General features: G+C 66.9%; 13 protein-coding genes and 1 tRNA gene. 7 read left to right on the forward strand and 7 right to left on the reverse strand.

The window, feature by feature from the left end; translation table 11 throughout:
• Positions 1-19: 19 nt before the first annotated feature.
• From pal to DSM104443_RS06925, 6 genes are all read left to right on the forward strand, one after another.
• On the forward strand, positions 20-553 hold the full coding sequence (gene pal / locus DSM104443_RS06900; RefSeq protein WP_171090716.1) for a peptidoglycan-associated lipoprotein Pal: 534 nt from the start codon (positions 20-22) through the stop codon (positions 551-553).
• Entirely contained in the window at positions 546-1,397 is an 852-nt protein-coding gene (gene ybgF, locus DSM104443_RS06905; RefSeq protein ID WP_171090717.1) for a tol-pal system protein YbgF, read from the forward strand. The genes pal and ybgF overlap by 8 nt, the downstream gene beginning before the upstream one ends.
• Positions 1,398-1,412: 15 nt before the next feature.
• Positions 1,413-2,093, forward strand: a complete 681-nt coding sequence (gene queC / locus DSM104443_RS06910; protein ID WP_171090719.1) for a 7-cyano-7-deazaguanine synthase QueC — start codon at positions 1,413-1,415, stop codon at positions 2,091-2,093.
• Positions 2,094-2,097: 4 nt separating this feature from the next.
• Positions 2,098-3,207 (forward strand): YeeE/YedE family protein, encoded by a 1,110-nt coding sequence (locus DSM104443_RS06915; protein WP_246232560.1) that lies wholly within the window; start codon positions 2,098-2,100, stop codon positions 3,205-3,207.
• A gap of 90 nt (positions 3,208-3,297) precedes the next feature.
• Positions 3,298-3,373 (forward strand) — tRNA-Lys (locus tag DSM104443_RS06920).
• 102 nt (positions 3,374-3,475) lie between these two features.
• The gene (locus tag DSM104443_RS06925) at positions 3,476-3,958 is read left to right on the forward strand and encodes a hypothetical protein (RefSeq protein WP_171090721.1); all 483 of its coding nucleotides are present in this window, start codon (positions 3,476-3,478) and stop codon (positions 3,956-3,958) included.
• Here DSM104443_RS06925 and DSM104443_RS06930 read toward each other — a convergent pair.
• From DSM104443_RS06930 to DSM104443_RS06960, 7 genes are all read right to left on the reverse strand, one after another.
• Entirely contained in the window at positions 3,955-4,449 is a 495-nt protein-coding gene (locus DSM104443_RS06930) for a dihydrofolate reductase (RefSeq protein WP_171090723.1), read from the reverse strand. The two genes, DSM104443_RS06925 and DSM104443_RS06930, sit on opposite strands and share 4 nt — an antisense overlap.
• Before the next feature lie 7 nt (positions 4,450-4,456).
• Positions 4,457-5,251 (reverse strand): thymidylate synthase, encoded by a 795-nt coding sequence (locus DSM104443_RS06935; RefSeq protein ID WP_171090725.1) that lies wholly within the window; start codon positions 5,249-5,251, stop codon positions 4,457-4,459.
• A complete protein-coding gene (locus DSM104443_RS06940; RefSeq protein WP_171090727.1) occupies positions 5,248-5,745 on the reverse strand; it encodes a GNAT family N-acetyltransferase in 498 nt (165 codons plus the stop codon). The genes DSM104443_RS06935 and DSM104443_RS06940 overlap by 4 nt, the downstream gene beginning before the upstream one ends.
• Positions 5,746-5,854: 109 nt before the next feature.
• On the reverse strand, positions 5,855-8,575 hold the full coding sequence (locus tag DSM104443_RS06945) for a TonB-dependent receptor plug domain-containing protein (RefSeq protein ID WP_171090729.1): 2,721 nt from the start codon (positions 8,573-8,575) through the stop codon (positions 5,855-5,857).
• A 247-nt stretch (positions 8,576-8,822) separates the two neighbouring features.
• Positions 8,823-10,130 carry an ATP-binding protein gene (locus tag DSM104443_RS06950; RefSeq protein WP_171090731.1) on the reverse strand — a complete coding sequence of 436 codons (1,308 nt, stop codon included), beginning with the start codon at positions 10,128-10,130 and terminating at the stop codon, positions 8,823-8,825.
• A gap of 27 nt (positions 10,131-10,157) precedes the next feature.
• Positions 10,158-10,889, reverse strand: coding sequence for a response regulator (locus DSM104443_RS06955; RefSeq protein WP_281359550.1), 732 nt, complete (start codon positions 10,887-10,889; stop codon positions 10,158-10,160).
• Between the two features lie 71 nt (positions 10,890-10,960).
• The gene (locus DSM104443_RS06960; RefSeq protein WP_171090733.1) at positions 10,961-13,723 is read right to left on the reverse strand and encodes a TonB-dependent receptor plug domain-containing protein; all 2,763 of its coding nucleotides are present in this window, start codon (positions 13,721-13,723) and stop codon (positions 10,961-10,963) included.
• Positions 13,724-14,208: 485 nt separating this feature from the next.
• Here DSM104443_RS06960 and rimP point away from each other — a divergent pair, with 485 nt between their 5' ends.
• Positions 14,209-14,673 (forward strand): ribosome maturation factor RimP, encoded by a 465-nt coding sequence (rimP, locus tag DSM104443_RS06965; protein WP_171090735.1) that lies wholly within the window; start codon positions 14,209-14,211, stop codon positions 14,671-14,673.
• Positions 14,674-14,680 lie beyond the last annotated feature (7 nt).

Here is a 14,680-nt window from a genome sequence, read left to right on the forward strand (position 1 = left end):
AACTTGCAAGGAGATGACCATGCAAAAAGCTGTCCTCTACATCGCTGTTGCCACCGTGCTCGCCGCTTGCGGCAGCACCGAGACGAAGCAGGACGTTCCCGTCCGCGACACCGCTTCGACCACCACGCAACCCTCGGCCAACACCGCCGGCAACACGTCGTCGATGACCAACCCGCGCGTGGCCGGCAACCCGCTCACGGATCCGAGCAACATCCTGTCGAAGCGCAGCGTGTTCTTCGACTACGACTCCAACGCGGTGAAGGACGAGTTCCGCCCGGTCGTGCAGGCGCACTCCAAGTACATGACGGCCGACAAGCGCGATTCGAAGATCCGCATCGAAGGCAATTGCGACGAGCGCGGCAGCCGCGAGTACAACCTCGCGCTCGGCCAGCGCCGCGCCGAAGCGGTGAAGAAAGTGATGACCGTGCTCGGCGTGCAGGACGGCCGCATCGAGACCGTGAGCTTCGGCGAGGAGAAGCCGCAGTCGCAGGGTCATGACGAAGGCGCCTACGCGCAGAACCGACGCGCCGACATCAAGTACTCGGGTGAGTAAGCCGTACGGGCTTCGCCTGCTCGCTGCCGGCGCCTTCGCGGCGCTGGCGGCCTCCGCGATTCCCGCGCATGCCGGCCTCTTCGACGACGAGGAGGCGCGCCGGCGCATCGAGCTGATCAAGCAGGAGCTCGCGCAGCAAGGCAAGGACAACGAAGCGCGCATCGCGCGCCTCGAGGAGCAGATCCGCAACATCGGCGTGGTGGAGCTGCTGCGCCAGATCGACGGCCTGAATGCGGAGATCGCGCGCCTGCGCGGCAGCATCGAGGTGCTCACGAACCAGAACGAGCAGCTCCAGAAGCGCCAGAAGGATTTCTACCTCGACCTCGATTCGCGCCTGACGCGCCTCGAGGGCGGCCCGGCGAAGCCCGCCGGAGCCGGCACGCCGAGCATCGCGCCCCCCGAGTCGAGCGCGCCGCCCGCGTCGACGATCCAGGCCTCGGCCCGTCCGGCCACGAAGGATGACCAGGCCCGCGAGATCAAGGCCTACGACGCGGCCTCGAACCTCTTCCGGCGCAACGACTTCGCCTCGGCGATCGACGCGTTCCGGGCATTCCTGAAGGACTATCCGCAGAGCCCGCTCGCGCCCAACGCCGAGTACTGGATCGGCATCGGCTACGCGAACCTCAAGGATTACCGCAACGCCCTCGCCACGCAGGAGGGCTTGCTTCAGCGCTATCCGCAATCGCCCAAGGCGCCCGATGCGCTGCTCGCCATCGCCGCGCTGCAAGCGGAGCAGGGCGACAACGGCAGCGCCCGCAACACGCTCGAGGACATCATCGCGCGTTACCCCGGCTCCGAAGCCGCGGGCAAGGCGCGCACGCGCCTCGCTTCCCTGCGCCGGTAGCCGGCGCCGACCGGGGTGAAATCCGCCGTCGTCCTGGTCTCGGGCGGTCTCGATTCCGCGACGGTGCTCGCCATCGCGAAGGCCGAGGGCTGGGAATGCCACGCGCTCTCGGTCGACTACGGACAGCGCCACAAGGCGGAGCTGCACGCGGCCACGCAGATCGCGCGCGCGCTGGGTGCGGTGGAGCATCGTGTCGCGCACGTGGGGCTCGGCCTGTTCGGCGGCTCGGCGCTCACCGACGCTTCCATCGACGTCCCCATTGAATCCACGGGCGGCATCCCCATCACGTACGTCCCCGCACGGAACACCGTGTTCCTCTCGCTCGCACTCGCGCACGCGGAAGTCACCGGTTCGGACGCCGTGTTCACGGGCGCGAATGCGGTGGACTATTCGGGCTATCCCGATTGCCGCCCGGAGTACCTCGCCGCGTTCGAAGCGATGGCGAACCTCGCGACCAAGCGCGCAGTGGAAGGCTCGCCCATCGCGATCCGCGCGCCGATCGTCCGGCTCTCCAAGGCCGACATCGTGCGGCGGGGCCACGAGCTGGGCGTGGACTTCGCGCTCACCGTTTCGTGCTACAACGCCGATGCGGCGGGCCGTGCTTGCGCGCAATGCGACGCGTGCCGATTCCGCCGCGAAGGCTTCGCCACCGCGGGGCTGCCGGATCCGACGCGCTATCAACCGGGAGTGACCTGAGAGCTTGGGTACCGCCGCCAACCTTCCCTGGATCGTCGCCGCCGGCGGTTTCCTCCTCGCGTTCGTGTTCGGTGCCGTGGCGAACCGCACCAACTTCTGCACCATGGGCGCGGTCTCCGACATCGTGAACATGGGCCACTGGGGACGCATGCGGATGTGGCTGCTCGCGATCGCAGTGGCCATCGTCGGCACCAACCTCCTCGCGGCCACCGGGCAGATCGACCTCGCGAAATCGTTCTACACGCGGCCCAACGTCACTTGGCTCTCGTACATCCTCGGCGGTTTCCTCTTCGGCGTGGGCATGACGCTGGGCTCGGGCTGCGGAAGCAAGACGCTGGTTCGCATGGGCGGCGGCAACCTGAAGTCGGTCATCGTCTTCGTGTTCCTGGGCATCGCCGCGTACATGACGCTGAAGGGCCTGTTCGCGGTGTGGCGGATCTCCTGGATCGATCCCGTCGCCACGGATCTCGGCCGCGGCCAGGATCTCCCCACGCTCGCGAGTGCCTTGACGGGCGCGTCCCTGAAGGCGATGCAGCTTGCCGTGGCGGGGATCGTCGCGGTGGCGCTCATCGCGTTCGTCGTGAAGGACCGGGAGTTCCGCGAGAGCTTCGACCATTGGCTGGGCGGCATCGCGATCGGCCTGGTGATCGTCGGCGGCTGGTATCTCACCGGCCACGTTGGCTACGCGGAGAACCCGCAGACGCTCGAGGACACGTACTTCGGCACCAACAGCCGCACGATCGAATCGCTCTCGTTCGTGGCCCCGGTCGGCTACACGCTCGAGCTGCTGATGCTGTGGAGCGACAAGTCGCTCGCCATCACCTTCGGCATCGCGGCGACGGCCGGCATCGTGTGCGGCTCGCTCGCCTACGCCCTGTGGTCGCGCACGTTCCGCTGGGAGGGTTTCGTGAACGCCGAAGACACCGCGAACCACATCATCGGCGGCACGCTCATGGGATTCGGCGGCGTGACGGCCCTGGGCTGCACCATCGGACAGGGGCTGAGCGGCTTTTCGACGCTCGCCGTGGGCTCGATCCTCACTTTTTTCGCCATCGTCGCGGGCGCCGCGCTCACGATGAAATGGCAGTACGACCGGATGCTGCGCGAGGCATGATCGGCACCCGCCGCAATTGACCCGATCTCGCCGGAAAAGCTATAATCTCGGTCTTTCCCAAGTCGTTTTTGGACTCACTTTCCAAGTGATGGGGCGTTAGCTCAGCTGGTAGAGCAGCGGACTTTTAATCCGTTGGTCACTGGTTCGAATCCAGTACGCCCTACCAGCAACGCCGGGCCTGCTCAACGCAGGCCCGTTTCATTTGGGGCGCTCGAACGGTGGGATGATCGTGGGGTCGGAGGTGTTAGCTCCCCAGAGGAGGTTCCCCATGAAGCCCACCGTTACGCTCCTGGCCGCGCTCATCGTGGCCGCATGCACTCCGATGGCGAGCATCCCGCCGGGCACGCCCGAGGCCCAGGCGCGCGGAGCCTTCGGTGCGCCGGCCGCGGAGTTCGACTATCCCGACGGCACCCACCAGCTCGTGTATCCGCGCGGCCCGCTCGGCACCGAGACGTACATGGTGTTCCTGAAGGGCGGCACGGTGCAGCGCGTCGAGCAGGCCCTGACCGACGACAATTTCTATCGCATCCAGGCCGGCGTCACCACGGCCGAGCAGGTGCGCCGCATGATCGGGCCGCCCAGCCGCGTAGTCCGCTTCGAGAACCTCCAGCAGTTCGCGTGGGACTACCGGTTCCGCGACACGTGGGGTTACCTCGCGATCTTCTCGGTGATGATCGACGACCGCGGCATGGTCGCGAGCAAGGTCATCGCACGCATCGAGTCGAGCAAGGACGGCGGGATGAACCGCTAGGCAGGGCGCTTGCGGTCCAGCCTCACGGTGCGCGTCGCGAACGCGTGGCGCTCGTCCACGCCCTGCCTCGCGAGCTCCGTTTCCACCCACTGGCTCCGGTCGAAGGGCGGAAACCAGGTGTCGCCCTCGATCTGCGCGTCGATGTCGGTGAGGTAGATGCGGTCGACGCCGGGCATGCCCGCCTCGAAGATCTGCGCGCCGCCGATCACGAACACTTCGTCCACGTCACCCGCGGCGCGATAGGCCGCCTCGAGCGAATCGACCACCACGCACCCTGGGGCCTTGAAAGCGGGGTCGCGCGTGATCACGATGTTCGTCCGGCCCGGCAGCGCCTTGCCGATCGACTCGTGGGTCTTGCGGCCCATCACGATCGGATGGCCCATCGTGATCTTCTTGAAGAAGGCGAGGTCCGAGGGCAGGTGCCAGGGCATCCCGTTGCCCTTCCCGATCACCCGGTTTCGCGTGGCCGCGACGACGTACGAGCGGATCATGCCGGCCTCATACGGCGATCGGCGCCTTGATGGCGGCGTGCGGATCGTAGCCTTCCAGCGTGAAGTCCTCGTAGCGGAACGCGAAGAGGTCCTTCACGTCCGGATTGAGGCGCATCACGGGAAGCGCGCGCGGCGTGCGGCCGAGCTGTTCCTTCGCCTGATCGAGGTGATTGAGGTAGAGGTGCGCATCGCCCAGCGTGTGCACGAAGTCGCCCGGCTTGAGGCCCGCCACCTGCGCGACCATCAGCGTGAGCAGCGCATAGGAGGCCATGTTGAAGGGCACGCCCAGGAAGATGTCGGCGCTTCGCTGGTACAGCTGGCAGGACAAGCGTCCATCGGCCACGTAGAACTGGAACAGCGCGTGGCAGGGCGCCAACGCCATCTTCGGGATGTCGGCGACGTTCCACGCCGAGACGATGAGGCGCCTCGAGTCGGGGTTGGCGCGCAGCTGCGCGACGACCTGGGCGATCTGGTCGATGTGCGCCCCGGAGGGCGTGGGCCACGATCGCCACTGGTAGCCGTAGACGGGCCCCAGCTCGCCCTTCGCGTCGGCCCATTCGTCCCAGATCGTGACGCCGTGCTCCTTGAGGTAGGCGATGTTCGTGCTTCCCTGCAGGAACCACAGGAGCTCGTGGATCACGCTCTTGGTGTGGACCTTCTTGGTAGTGAGCAGCGGGAAGCGCTCGGAGAGGTCGAAGCGCATCTGGTAGCCGAAGACGGAGAGCGTCCCGGTGCCGGTGCGGTCGGATTTGCGGGTCCCGTGCTCGAGCACGTGGGACAGGAGGTCGAGGTAGGTCTTCACAGCCGGCGCCCGAGGATGAGGAGGTCGTGCTCGATGCCGTCCAGCTCGGCCACGCGGGGCAGCCGGCCCCAGCCGGCGAACCCGTGGCGCAGGAACAGCGCCACGCTGGGCTCGTTGTGCGCGAACACGAAGGCCAGGACGGTCGTGATGCCGAGCCCGGGAGCGGCCCCCAGGGCGTGCGCAAGCAGCTGCCCGGCATAGCCCCGGCGGTGGTGCTCCGGATCGACGAAAACGCCCGTCTCGACGGTCCGGTGGTACGCCGGGCGGCCGTAGAAGGAGCGGAAGCTGAGCCAGGCGCGGACGGCGCCGCCGTCTTCCAGGACCCACAGGGGGCGGCTGGAGGCGTCGAACGAATGGAACCAGGCCTCGCGCTCGGCGACGGTCACGGGTTCGGTGTCGGCCGTGGCCTGGCGGCCGGGAATGGCTGCGTTATAGATCGCGACGATGGCGGGGAGGTCCGCTTCCCGCGCCGCCCGGAGAATTCCGATGGACATGCCGTGATTTTATCCGCGTTACGTCCGCACAAAAAAAGAACCCGCAGGTTGAAGCCTGCGGGTTCCATCGGTTTCCCGATCGCGGGGCCGAAGCCCCGCAACGTACGGCTTACATCGTGTACTTCAAGCCGAGGCGCCACTGGCGGCCACGGATGTCGAACAGGCTGAAGTCGTACAGGTTCGTCGTGCTGAAGCCGGGGTCGTACGGAGGCGTCTTGTCCTCGGCGTTGACGAGCGAAGCGTTGATCTGGAAGTTCTTGTTGAGGTTGTAGCGAGCGTAGATGTCCACGGTCCGGAAGTGACGCACTTTCTCCGGGTAGATGCCGTTCTGGAACTGCGGGTCCTGCGGCACCATGTACGAGGCCAGCGACGCCGCGGTCTGGTGATACCCGTGCGTGTAGTTCATGTTGACCGTCGCCGAGAACGCGCGGTAGTCCCAATCGAGGCCCACAACGCCCTTGGCGCGCGGGATCGTGTTGGTGCCGGCGTTCGAACCCACCACTTCGGTGTCGTTCTCCTTGAAGGAGTCGAAGTACGTCCAGTTGACGCGCCCCGTGAACTTGCCGATGTCCGTGCTCATGGCGTAACGGGCGTCGAGGTCGATGCCCTTCACTTCGGTCTTCGCCTGGTTCTCGAAGTTACCGACCACGGTCACGATCTCGCCCGTCACCGGGTCGCGGATCACGCGGGTGGGATCACCCGAGTCGACGATGTCCTGGCAGCAGTTGCCCACCACGATGTTCTTCCAGTTGATCTCGTAGTAGCTCATGCCGAGGCTGAAGTCGCGCGTCGGTTCCCAGACGAAGCCGGCCGTCAGGCTGGTGGACTTCTCGGGCTCGAGGTTCGGGTTGCCCGCGAACGAGCCGGACACGTTCCGCGCGGCGCCGCCGAAGTTCGGGTCGGCCACCTGCGTGAAGAACGTGGCCACCGAGGGGGAGATCTCGACCAGCGTCGGAGCGCGGAAGCCCTTGCCCCAGTTGGCGCGCAGGACGAGGGTGCTCAGCGGACGCCACTTGACGCCGACCTTCGGCGTGGTGGAGTTGCCGTAGTCGCTGTAGTGGTCGTAGCGAGCGGCGAGCTGGGCTTCGATCGAACGCGTGATCGGCAGCGAGATCTCGCCGTAGATCGACGTGTTCGTGCGCGAGCCATCGGTCGCCGTGATGCCCTGGCCGAGGATGTCGCCGGATTGAGCGGCGGCGTCCGGACGGTCCTTCAGCGACTCGTCGCGGAACTCGATGCCGAGCGCGAGGCCGGCGGGACCGCCAGCCATCTGCCACAGCTCCGTGGAGGCCTTGGTGTCGATGAACTTCAGCTCCGACTCCGACTTGCGCACCGGCTCGAGCGTGATCGCGTCACGGACGGCCTGCGAGTTGGTCGAGGGACGGTCGAGGTTGTACGACGAGTTGGACGACAGCGGGATCGGCGGCTGGAGGCCGGACGGGATCCCGAGGGCCTGCGACATGCCCGTGAGCGAGAGGCGACCCGTACCGACCTGGTCGATCTCGTTCTTCGAGTAGCTGAGGGCGCTGTCGAAGTCCCAGGAGCCGACCGTGTAGGTCAGGCCGCCGAGGATGCGGAACGTGTCCGACGTGATTTCCTGGTTGCGCGTGCCGATGTCGTTCTGGACGCCGACGTAGCGGGCGTTCGAGGTGAACGGGTTGCCGGCGGAGCCCGGTGCGAAGTTCGCGGTGTAGGCGAACGGACGCAGGCCGACGCTGGTCTGCTGGAGCGCGGTCGTCACGAAGCTCGCAGCCTGGAAGGTCTGGTCCGTCTTGACCTGGCTGTAGCCGACGTCGACGTAGCCCGTCATGTTGTCGGAGAAGATCTTCGTGCCGCGACCCATGAAGCCGACGCGTTCGGTGCCCGGGAGGGCGCTGAACTGGCCTTTGAAGTCGACCGAGCAGAACGTGTTGCCCGGGATGTTGAACGCCGTGTTGCCGGCCGGAGCGCCGATCAGGCCGCGGCGAACCGCTTCCGGACCGTCGATGACCTGGCCCGCGCACTCGGAGATGGCGCGGTGGTTGGCCGTGAGTGCGTTGGTCGCGCTCAGCTGGCGCCACGTGCCGCCGCCCGTGAGCGACTGGAAGTTGCGGCCGCCCTCGTAGCCGCGCATGTCGCGGGTGTGGAGGAACTTGGTGTCGGATTGGAGCAGCTCGTCGCGCTTGTAGTAGTCGACGACACCGAACACGTTCCAGCGGTCCTTGGCGAGGTCGCCCATGCCCCAGGTGCCGGACAGGCGCGTATCCCAGTCGCCTTCGGCGTAGCCGCCGGACACGTTGAGCTCGAGGCCCTTGAAGTCCTTGCGCAGGATGATGTTGACCACGCCCGCGATGGCGTCGGAACCGTAGATCGCGGAGGCGCCGTCTTTCAGGATCTCGATGCGCTCGACCGCGGAGGTCGGGATCGAGTTCAGGTCGACGAACGTGTCCTGGAGGTTCTGCGCGAAGCCGTAGCCGGCCGTGCGGCGTCCGTTGATCAGGACGAGGGTGGTTTTCTGGCCGAGACCGCGGAGGGAGACGCCCGAGGCGCCCGGCGCGAAGCTGTTGGAGAAGCTCTCGTTGAAGGAGCCGGACATGGCAGCCGGGACGTTGCGGATGACTTCCGCGACCGTCGGCAGGCCCGTACGCTCGATCTGGTCTCTGGTGATGATTTCGACCGGCGCGACGGTTTCCATGTCGAGGCGCTTGATGTTGGAGCCGGTCACTTCGATCTTCTCGACCTTTTGGGTCTGTTGGGCTGCTGCGCCCGTCGCGATGACGGAGAGCGCCACACCCGTTCCCAGCGCCTGCACAAGCGCGCCGTAGAGGGTTTTCCTCTTGAGTTGCTTCATGAAATCTCCCGATGGATGAAAAGGGTGGAGAGTTGCCTTGGGACGGAATCCGGTCTTGGGCCGGCTTTCCTGCGCCGTGAAGGATAGCGACACGGGCAGCAAAACTCCAACACAATATTTCAGAATGTCGCCTTTCCGCAACAATGGAATGGTTACCGTGACGCGGGGTGCGCAGGGCGATACGGCGCGGTAACAAATCGGGGCGCGCGGAAGGCCGGCCGGGGCGGCCGGCTGTTACAAATTGCCCCTACCAGGCGATGGTGACGCGGGTTCCGCCGAGCGGGGAATCCGAGATCGAGGCCTCGCCGCCATGCCAGCGCGCCACCTGGCGCACGATGGCGAGCCCGAGGCCGAATCCGCCCGAGTCGCGATCGCGGCTCTGGTCCAGGCGCGCGAACGGCTCGAAGACGCGCTCCCGGTCCTGCGCGGGAATGCCCGAACCGTCGTCGTCGACGTGGATCACGGTGCGCGCGCCTTCCCGGGCCAGGGAGACCGTCACGGTGGATCGTGCGTAGTGGAGCGCGTTGCGGATGAGATTGACGACGGCGCGCGCCATGTAGCGCGGCTCGCACTGCACGGTCTCCAGGTCGACCTGCGGATCGATCCGGGCCGCGTTCTGCGACGCCACGGCGGTTTGCCGCGCGTCGGCGATCACGTCTTCCAGCCAGGGCTCGGCCGGAACGGTCTGCACGCGGATCTCGGGCACGCCGCGCTCGAGGCGGGCGTAGTCCAGCAGCTCGGTGGTGAGCTCATCGAGCTCCGCGATGTCACGTTCCATGAGCGCCAGGAAGCGATCCTTGCCCTCGGGGCGCGGTTCGTCGCGGGCCATGGAGTGGCTGAACTTGAGCCGGGCGAGCGGCGTGCGCAGCTCGTGCGAGACCGAGCTCGTGAGCCCGCGGTGCGACTGCAGGAGCGCCGCGATGCGCTCGGTCATCGCGTTGAACCCCTCGGCGAGGCTGCGCAGGGCGGAACCGCGTTTCACGGTCACGCGCTGGTCGAACTGCCCGGCGCCGACCGCCTCCGCGGCCGAGCGCACCTTGAGCAGGTCGCGCCAGAACGGACGCACCCAGAAGAACACCAGCACCGCGACGATCAGGAATTCCGTGGTCCAGTTCACCAGGTAGGTCGCGATGCGGATGCGGCTGTTGTCGGGCCCGGGAAATTCCATCACCACCGCGTGATCGCTGCCGCGCAGGCGCTTGGCGAGCACGAACCCGCCGCCGGGCCGGTCGAGGGCGACGATGGACCCCGAGTCGAGCTGCTGGGCCTTCTCCGGATCGAGGCGCGAGCGCTCCGGAAGCGTCGAGACGGGGCCCATCCGGGCGGGCGTCGAGAAGCCCGCCGCGAGCTCGCGGAAGCGAGCGGGCCACTGGTCGCGGGGCAGCGGGGCGAGGGATTCCTCCAGCAGATGGAACGTGGCCATGAACCGCTGGCGGAAGTCGAACCCCGGCGTCATCTCCCGATAGACGTAGTCCACGAGCTGCGTCTGCACCACGAACGAAAACACGAGCGTGGCGATCAGCAGCCCGTAGAGCTTCAGGAAGAGACGGATCATGCGGCGTGGCCGGCGGTCGCCGGCGTCCTACCAGTTGGTCGGGCTGAAAAGATAACCCACGTTGCGGATGGTCTTGATGCGTTCGGTGCTCGAGGCGAGGTCGCCGAGCTTGCGGCGCAGGCGGTAGATGCGGCAATCGACCGAGCGGTCGGAGCCGTCGTAGTCGAGGCTGCGCAGCTGCTGCAGGATGTCGTTGCGCGAGAGGACCTTGCCCGCGTGGCGCGCGAGCAGCCAGAGAACGTCGAACTCGGAAGTGGTGAGCTCGACGGGCTTGCCGGCGACGCGGACTTCGCGCGCGGCGTTGTCGATCTCGAGCTTGCCGAAGGCCAGCGAGTCGGTCACCGGGCCCGGGCGCTCGCGCATGCCGGCGCGGCGCAGCACCGCCCGAATGTGGGCGAGCAACACCCGGGGCTGGATGGGCTTGGGAATGAACTCGTCGGCGCCCAGCTCGAGTCCCAGGACACGATCGAAATCCTCGTCGCGGGCGGTGAGGAAGACGATCGGCGTGGTGGCTCCACGCGCGCGCAATTCGCGGCAGATGTCGAAGCCGTCGCGTCCCGGCAGCATGACGTCCAGCACGACGAGATCCGGCTCCAGCTCGTACGTGCGGTCGACGGCGAGATCGCCGCGGCGCTCGACGTGGACCTCGAGGCCGTTCTTGCCGAGGTATTCGGTGATGAGGTCGGCCAGCCGCGTGTCGTCCTCGACCAGCAGGACCCGCTGTTGGGCTTCCACCCGGGTGACTTCGGAAATATCCACGTGCTTCCTCCGTGAAACGGGGCGCGCAGCCTTTCGGCCACGCGCCCCTAGTCTAACGTCCCTGGCCCCGCTTACTTGTAAGCGTATTTCAGGCCCACGTAGTAGGTACGGCCGCGCGAGTCGGTATAGCGCGGGTCGTAGCCCACCTGGAACGTCTGGCCCTGGTCCGAGGCCGGCGGATCGCGATCGAGGACGTTGCGGATTCCCGCCACGACGCCCAGGCCGCGCCAGCCATCCCACGTGCCCTGCAGGTCCCACGTCTCGTAGCTGCCCACGCGGCGCGTGCCGCTCGAGTCCGTGTACCCCAGCACGAAGTTCTGGCCGAGGGTGCCGCCCCACGGGCCGCTCTTCCAGTTGAGCGTCACGTAATGACGCCAGCGCGGAATCGCCCCGTTGTCGGCCGTGAACGCGCCGTTATTGTCGAGGTACGGGCCGTCGGCCTGGTTCTGGTAGCGGTACTTGAGGATGTACGTGCCCTCGCCGCGCAGCGTGAACTGGCCCGCGTTGCCGGCCGGGAAGCGCACCGAGCCGGTGAAGTCGACGCCGTTCACGTTGTACTTGCCGAGGTTCTGCTGCGTCTGGATCACGTAGTCGATGGGGCAGGGCACGCTGGCCGGGGTCGGCGAGCCGGGCAGGTCGCCGCGGCAGCCGCCGCCCGCGACGCGCTCGGTGCGCACGAAGAGGCCGCCCGCGGTCAGCGGATCGGCGGCGCCGTACACGTCGAACACCGTCGTGTCGCCGAGGGCGCCGATCGAGTTGCGGCGGCGGATGTCCCAATAGTCCGCGCCGAGGGAGACCGTGTTGTTTGGCTCCCAGATCGCGCCCACCGTGTAGCTCTTCGACTTCTCCGGAGTGAGGCTGCGGTTGCCGCCGAGCTGGTTCTGGAACTGCGCGTCGCACTCCAGGCCCTGGTTCACGTAGCCGCCGATGGGCGTGGAGCCCGGGCAGCGGATCGGGTCGTTGTGCGTGTCCGCCGTGTTGCCCAGGAAGTTGGGCAGGAACATGTCGGAGAGCGTCGGCGCGCGGAAGCCGGTGCTGTACGACGCACGCACCAGCGTTTCCTTCGTCGGCGTCCAGCGCAGCGCCACCTTCGGGTTGGTCGTGCTGCCGAAGTCGCTGTAGTCGTCGTAGCGGATCGCGACCTGCGCCTCGAGGTTCTTCAGCAGCGGGATGTTCAGCTCGCCGAAGAACGCGGTCACGCGGCGGTCGGCCCGGGTGGGGGGCTGCGCGCCGCCGCCGCCGAGGATGTCGCCGGAGAACAGCACCGCGGCGGGCTGGTCGTCCAGCTCCTCCTTGCGCGTGTCGAAGCCGACGGCCAGCGCCATCGCGCCGTTCTTCATCTCCATCAGCTCCTTGGAGATCTTGCCGTCGAACGAGGTGACCTTCGCTTCGGACTTGCGGACCTGCTCGAGGATCTTCGCGCCGTCGATCAGGGCCTGGCCGGCAGCGTCGAGCGGGTTGCCCGAGAAGACGTCGACGTTGCCGCTGGCGATGGCCTGGCGCATCAGCGATTCGCGCACGAAGCCGTCGATGTAGTTGTCGGTGGCCTTGCTGATGCTCTGCGAGAAGGCCGTGTTGTAGTCCCAGCCGAACAGCACGCCCTGCAAGCCGGCGACGAGGCGGCTTTCCTCGGTATCGGCGCGGTTGGTGCGAAGGCCGCCCGACTTCAGGCGCCAGGCGATCGGCAGGTCGCCGGTCGGCGTGACCGTCGTGCCGTCCGGAAGCTGGAACGACGTCGGGTAGTAGCGCCCGCCGGCCGGATAGAGGAAGGGGCCGGTGCCGTTGAAGTCGTTCACCGGCGTCTCGGAGGAGCCGAAGGTGATCTCGTTCTTGGAGTAGTGGTACTCGACGAAGGCCTGGTGGTCGTTCGAGAACTGGAGGGCGCCGCGCGTGAAGAAGCCCTTGCGCTCGGCCGGCGGGTAGATGTCCAGCGCGGCCGTGAAGTCCTGGCGGCAGAACGGCTGCAGCGGAGCGGCTTCGCCCGAGGCCGCGGTGATGCGATAGGAGCCCTGGTTCGGGAGGCAACCGTTGCGGGCGGTCACGTTGAGCTGGTTGCCGTCGAACACGAAGTTGGCCGGCCAGGTGTTGCCCGAAGTCTGCGAGAAGCCGAGGTCGGGGCGGATGCCCGTGCCGGCGAAGTCCGGGCGCTGCGAAGCCTTGAGCGGCGTGTCCTTCTCATAGTCGAACGAGGCGAGGACGTTGAAGCGTTGCTTGTTGATGTCGCCGAAGCCGATGGTGCCGGTGTAGCGGCGGACGTTGCCTCCGCCGTGCTCGGTCTGCGTGCCGTAGGCCGACGCTTCGATGCCGGTGAAGTCCTTGCGCAGGATGAAGTTGATCACCCCGCCGATCGCGTCCGTTCCGTAGATGGCGGAGGCGCCGTCCTTCAGCACCTCGACGCGGTCCACGGCGGCGAGCGGAATCTGGTTCAGGTTCACGGCGCCGCCGCCGGAAGCATTGAACGCGTAGTTCGACAGGCGCCGTCCGTTCAAGAGGATCAGCGTGTTCGTGCTGCCCAGGCCGCGCAGCGATGCGGCGGCGAGGCCCGGCGTGCCGGAATCGCCCACCGCTTGCGAGACGTTGTAGCCGCCGCCGCTGTTCGCGGAGATCTTGTCGAGCAGCTCGGCCGCGGTCGTCACGCCCGAGCGATTGATTTCCTCGCGCGTGATGACGGTCACGGGCGCCGCGCCTTCGCCTTCGATGCGCTTGATATTGGAGCCCGTCACCTCGATCTTCTCGATCTTCTGCGTCTGCTGCGCCATGGCCGGCGCGAGGCCGACGCTGCCGGCGATGCCCAGGCTCGCAAGGTGGACGATGAGTTGGCGTTTCTTGTGCATGGAAATGTTCCCCGTTGTCGTTAGGGATGGACCGTGATCGAGGATGTGGGCCGCGGTTTCGTGTTGCGCAAACGCCGCAGGTGTCGCGCCGGCCGTTGCCGGACCCGCGCGTCACCACCCCCTCCTACTTCGAATTCGCCTCGATTTGGCGTCCCCTGTGTCGTTGATTTCGCTGTGAAAAGGAGGTGTTTTGGCTCGGCCGACTGTACGCAAGCGTCCAATGCGGTCTGTAGCGTTTTGTCGCTGAATGTTGTGTCGCATCACCGCGTGTGGTCGCGTGGAACCGCTTGTTGCGCGGTCGGGGCGAAAACCGTGACGAAACAGAGATTTGAGCCCGTCACCGCCTCGTGACGCCGCGTTGCAGCGAGGTGCTTCGCGAAGGGTTCGGAAGGCGCCGTGTCGCGTGCGCGCAACGGTGCGACGGCGCGGATCGAGGGTGCCGGGTGGTGCCGTTTGGTGTTACAATCCGAGAGTTTCAAAAACGGATGGGCGGCAGCGCCCATTTTTTGTTTGTGACGCCGATTGCGGATCGCGAGGAATGGCTCCGGAACACCCTGGAGGGGCTCGGTTACGAGCTCGTTGACCTCGAATCGTCGCGCGGCGGCCTGATCCGGGTCTTCATCGATGCGCCGAAAGGCATCAACGTCGACGACTGTGCCCGGGTGAGCCACCACCTGACGCGAGCGTTCGTCGTCGAAGGTGTGGACTACGAGCGCCTCGAGGTTTCGTCGCCGGGTCTCGACCGGCCGCTCAAGCGGCTGGCGGATTTCGAGCGTTTCTCCGGGCGCGAAGCGAGCGTGAAGCTCAAGCTCCCGCGTGACGGGCGTAGGCGGTTCGACGGCCGCATTGCCGGCGTGGAAGCGGGCAAGGTGCTGCTCGAGGTGGAAGGTGAACGGCTGGCGATCGGTTTCGAGGATATCGACCGCGCCCGGCTCGTCCCGGACGTGTAGCTTTCGA

It is taken from the genome of Usitatibacter rugosus, assembly GCF_013003965.1.
In the GTDB taxonomy this organism is placed as follows: domain Bacteria; phylum Pseudomonadota; class Gammaproteobacteria; order Burkholderiales; family Usitatibacteraceae; genus Usitatibacter; species Usitatibacter rugosus.

Coding starts and splice junctions, on each gene's coding strand:
- DSM104443_RS06945 (WP_171090729.1), bottom strand. CDS start 8,575: ATGAAGCAACTCAAGAGGAAAACCCTCTACGGCGCGCTTGTGCAGGCG.
- pal (WP_171090716.1), top strand. CDS start 20: ATGCAAAAAGCTGTCCTCTACATCGCTGTTGCCACCGTGCTCGCCGCT.
- DSM104443_RS06960 (WP_171090733.1), bottom strand. CDS start 13,723: ATGCACAAGAAACGCCAACTCATCGTCCACCTTGCGAGCCTGGGCATC.
- DSM104443_RS06925 (WP_171090721.1), top strand. CDS start 3,476: ATGAAGCCCACCGTTACGCTCCTGGCCGCGCTCATCGTGGCCGCATGC.
- DSM104443_RS06940 (WP_171090727.1), bottom strand. CDS start 5,745: ATGTCCATCGGAATTCTCCGGGCGGCGCGGGAAGCGGACCTCCCCGCC.
- DSM104443_RS06950 (WP_171090731.1), bottom strand. CDS start 10,130: ATGATCCGTCTCTTCCTGAAGCTCTACGGGCTGCTGATCGCCACGCTC.
- DSM104443_RS06930 (WP_171090723.1), bottom strand. CDS start 4,449: ATGATCCGCTCGTACGTCGTCGCGGCCACGCGAAACCGGGTGATCGGG.
- rimP (WP_171090735.1), top strand. CDS start 14,209: ATGGGCGGCAGCGCCCATTTTTTGTTTGTGACGCCGATTGCGGATCGC.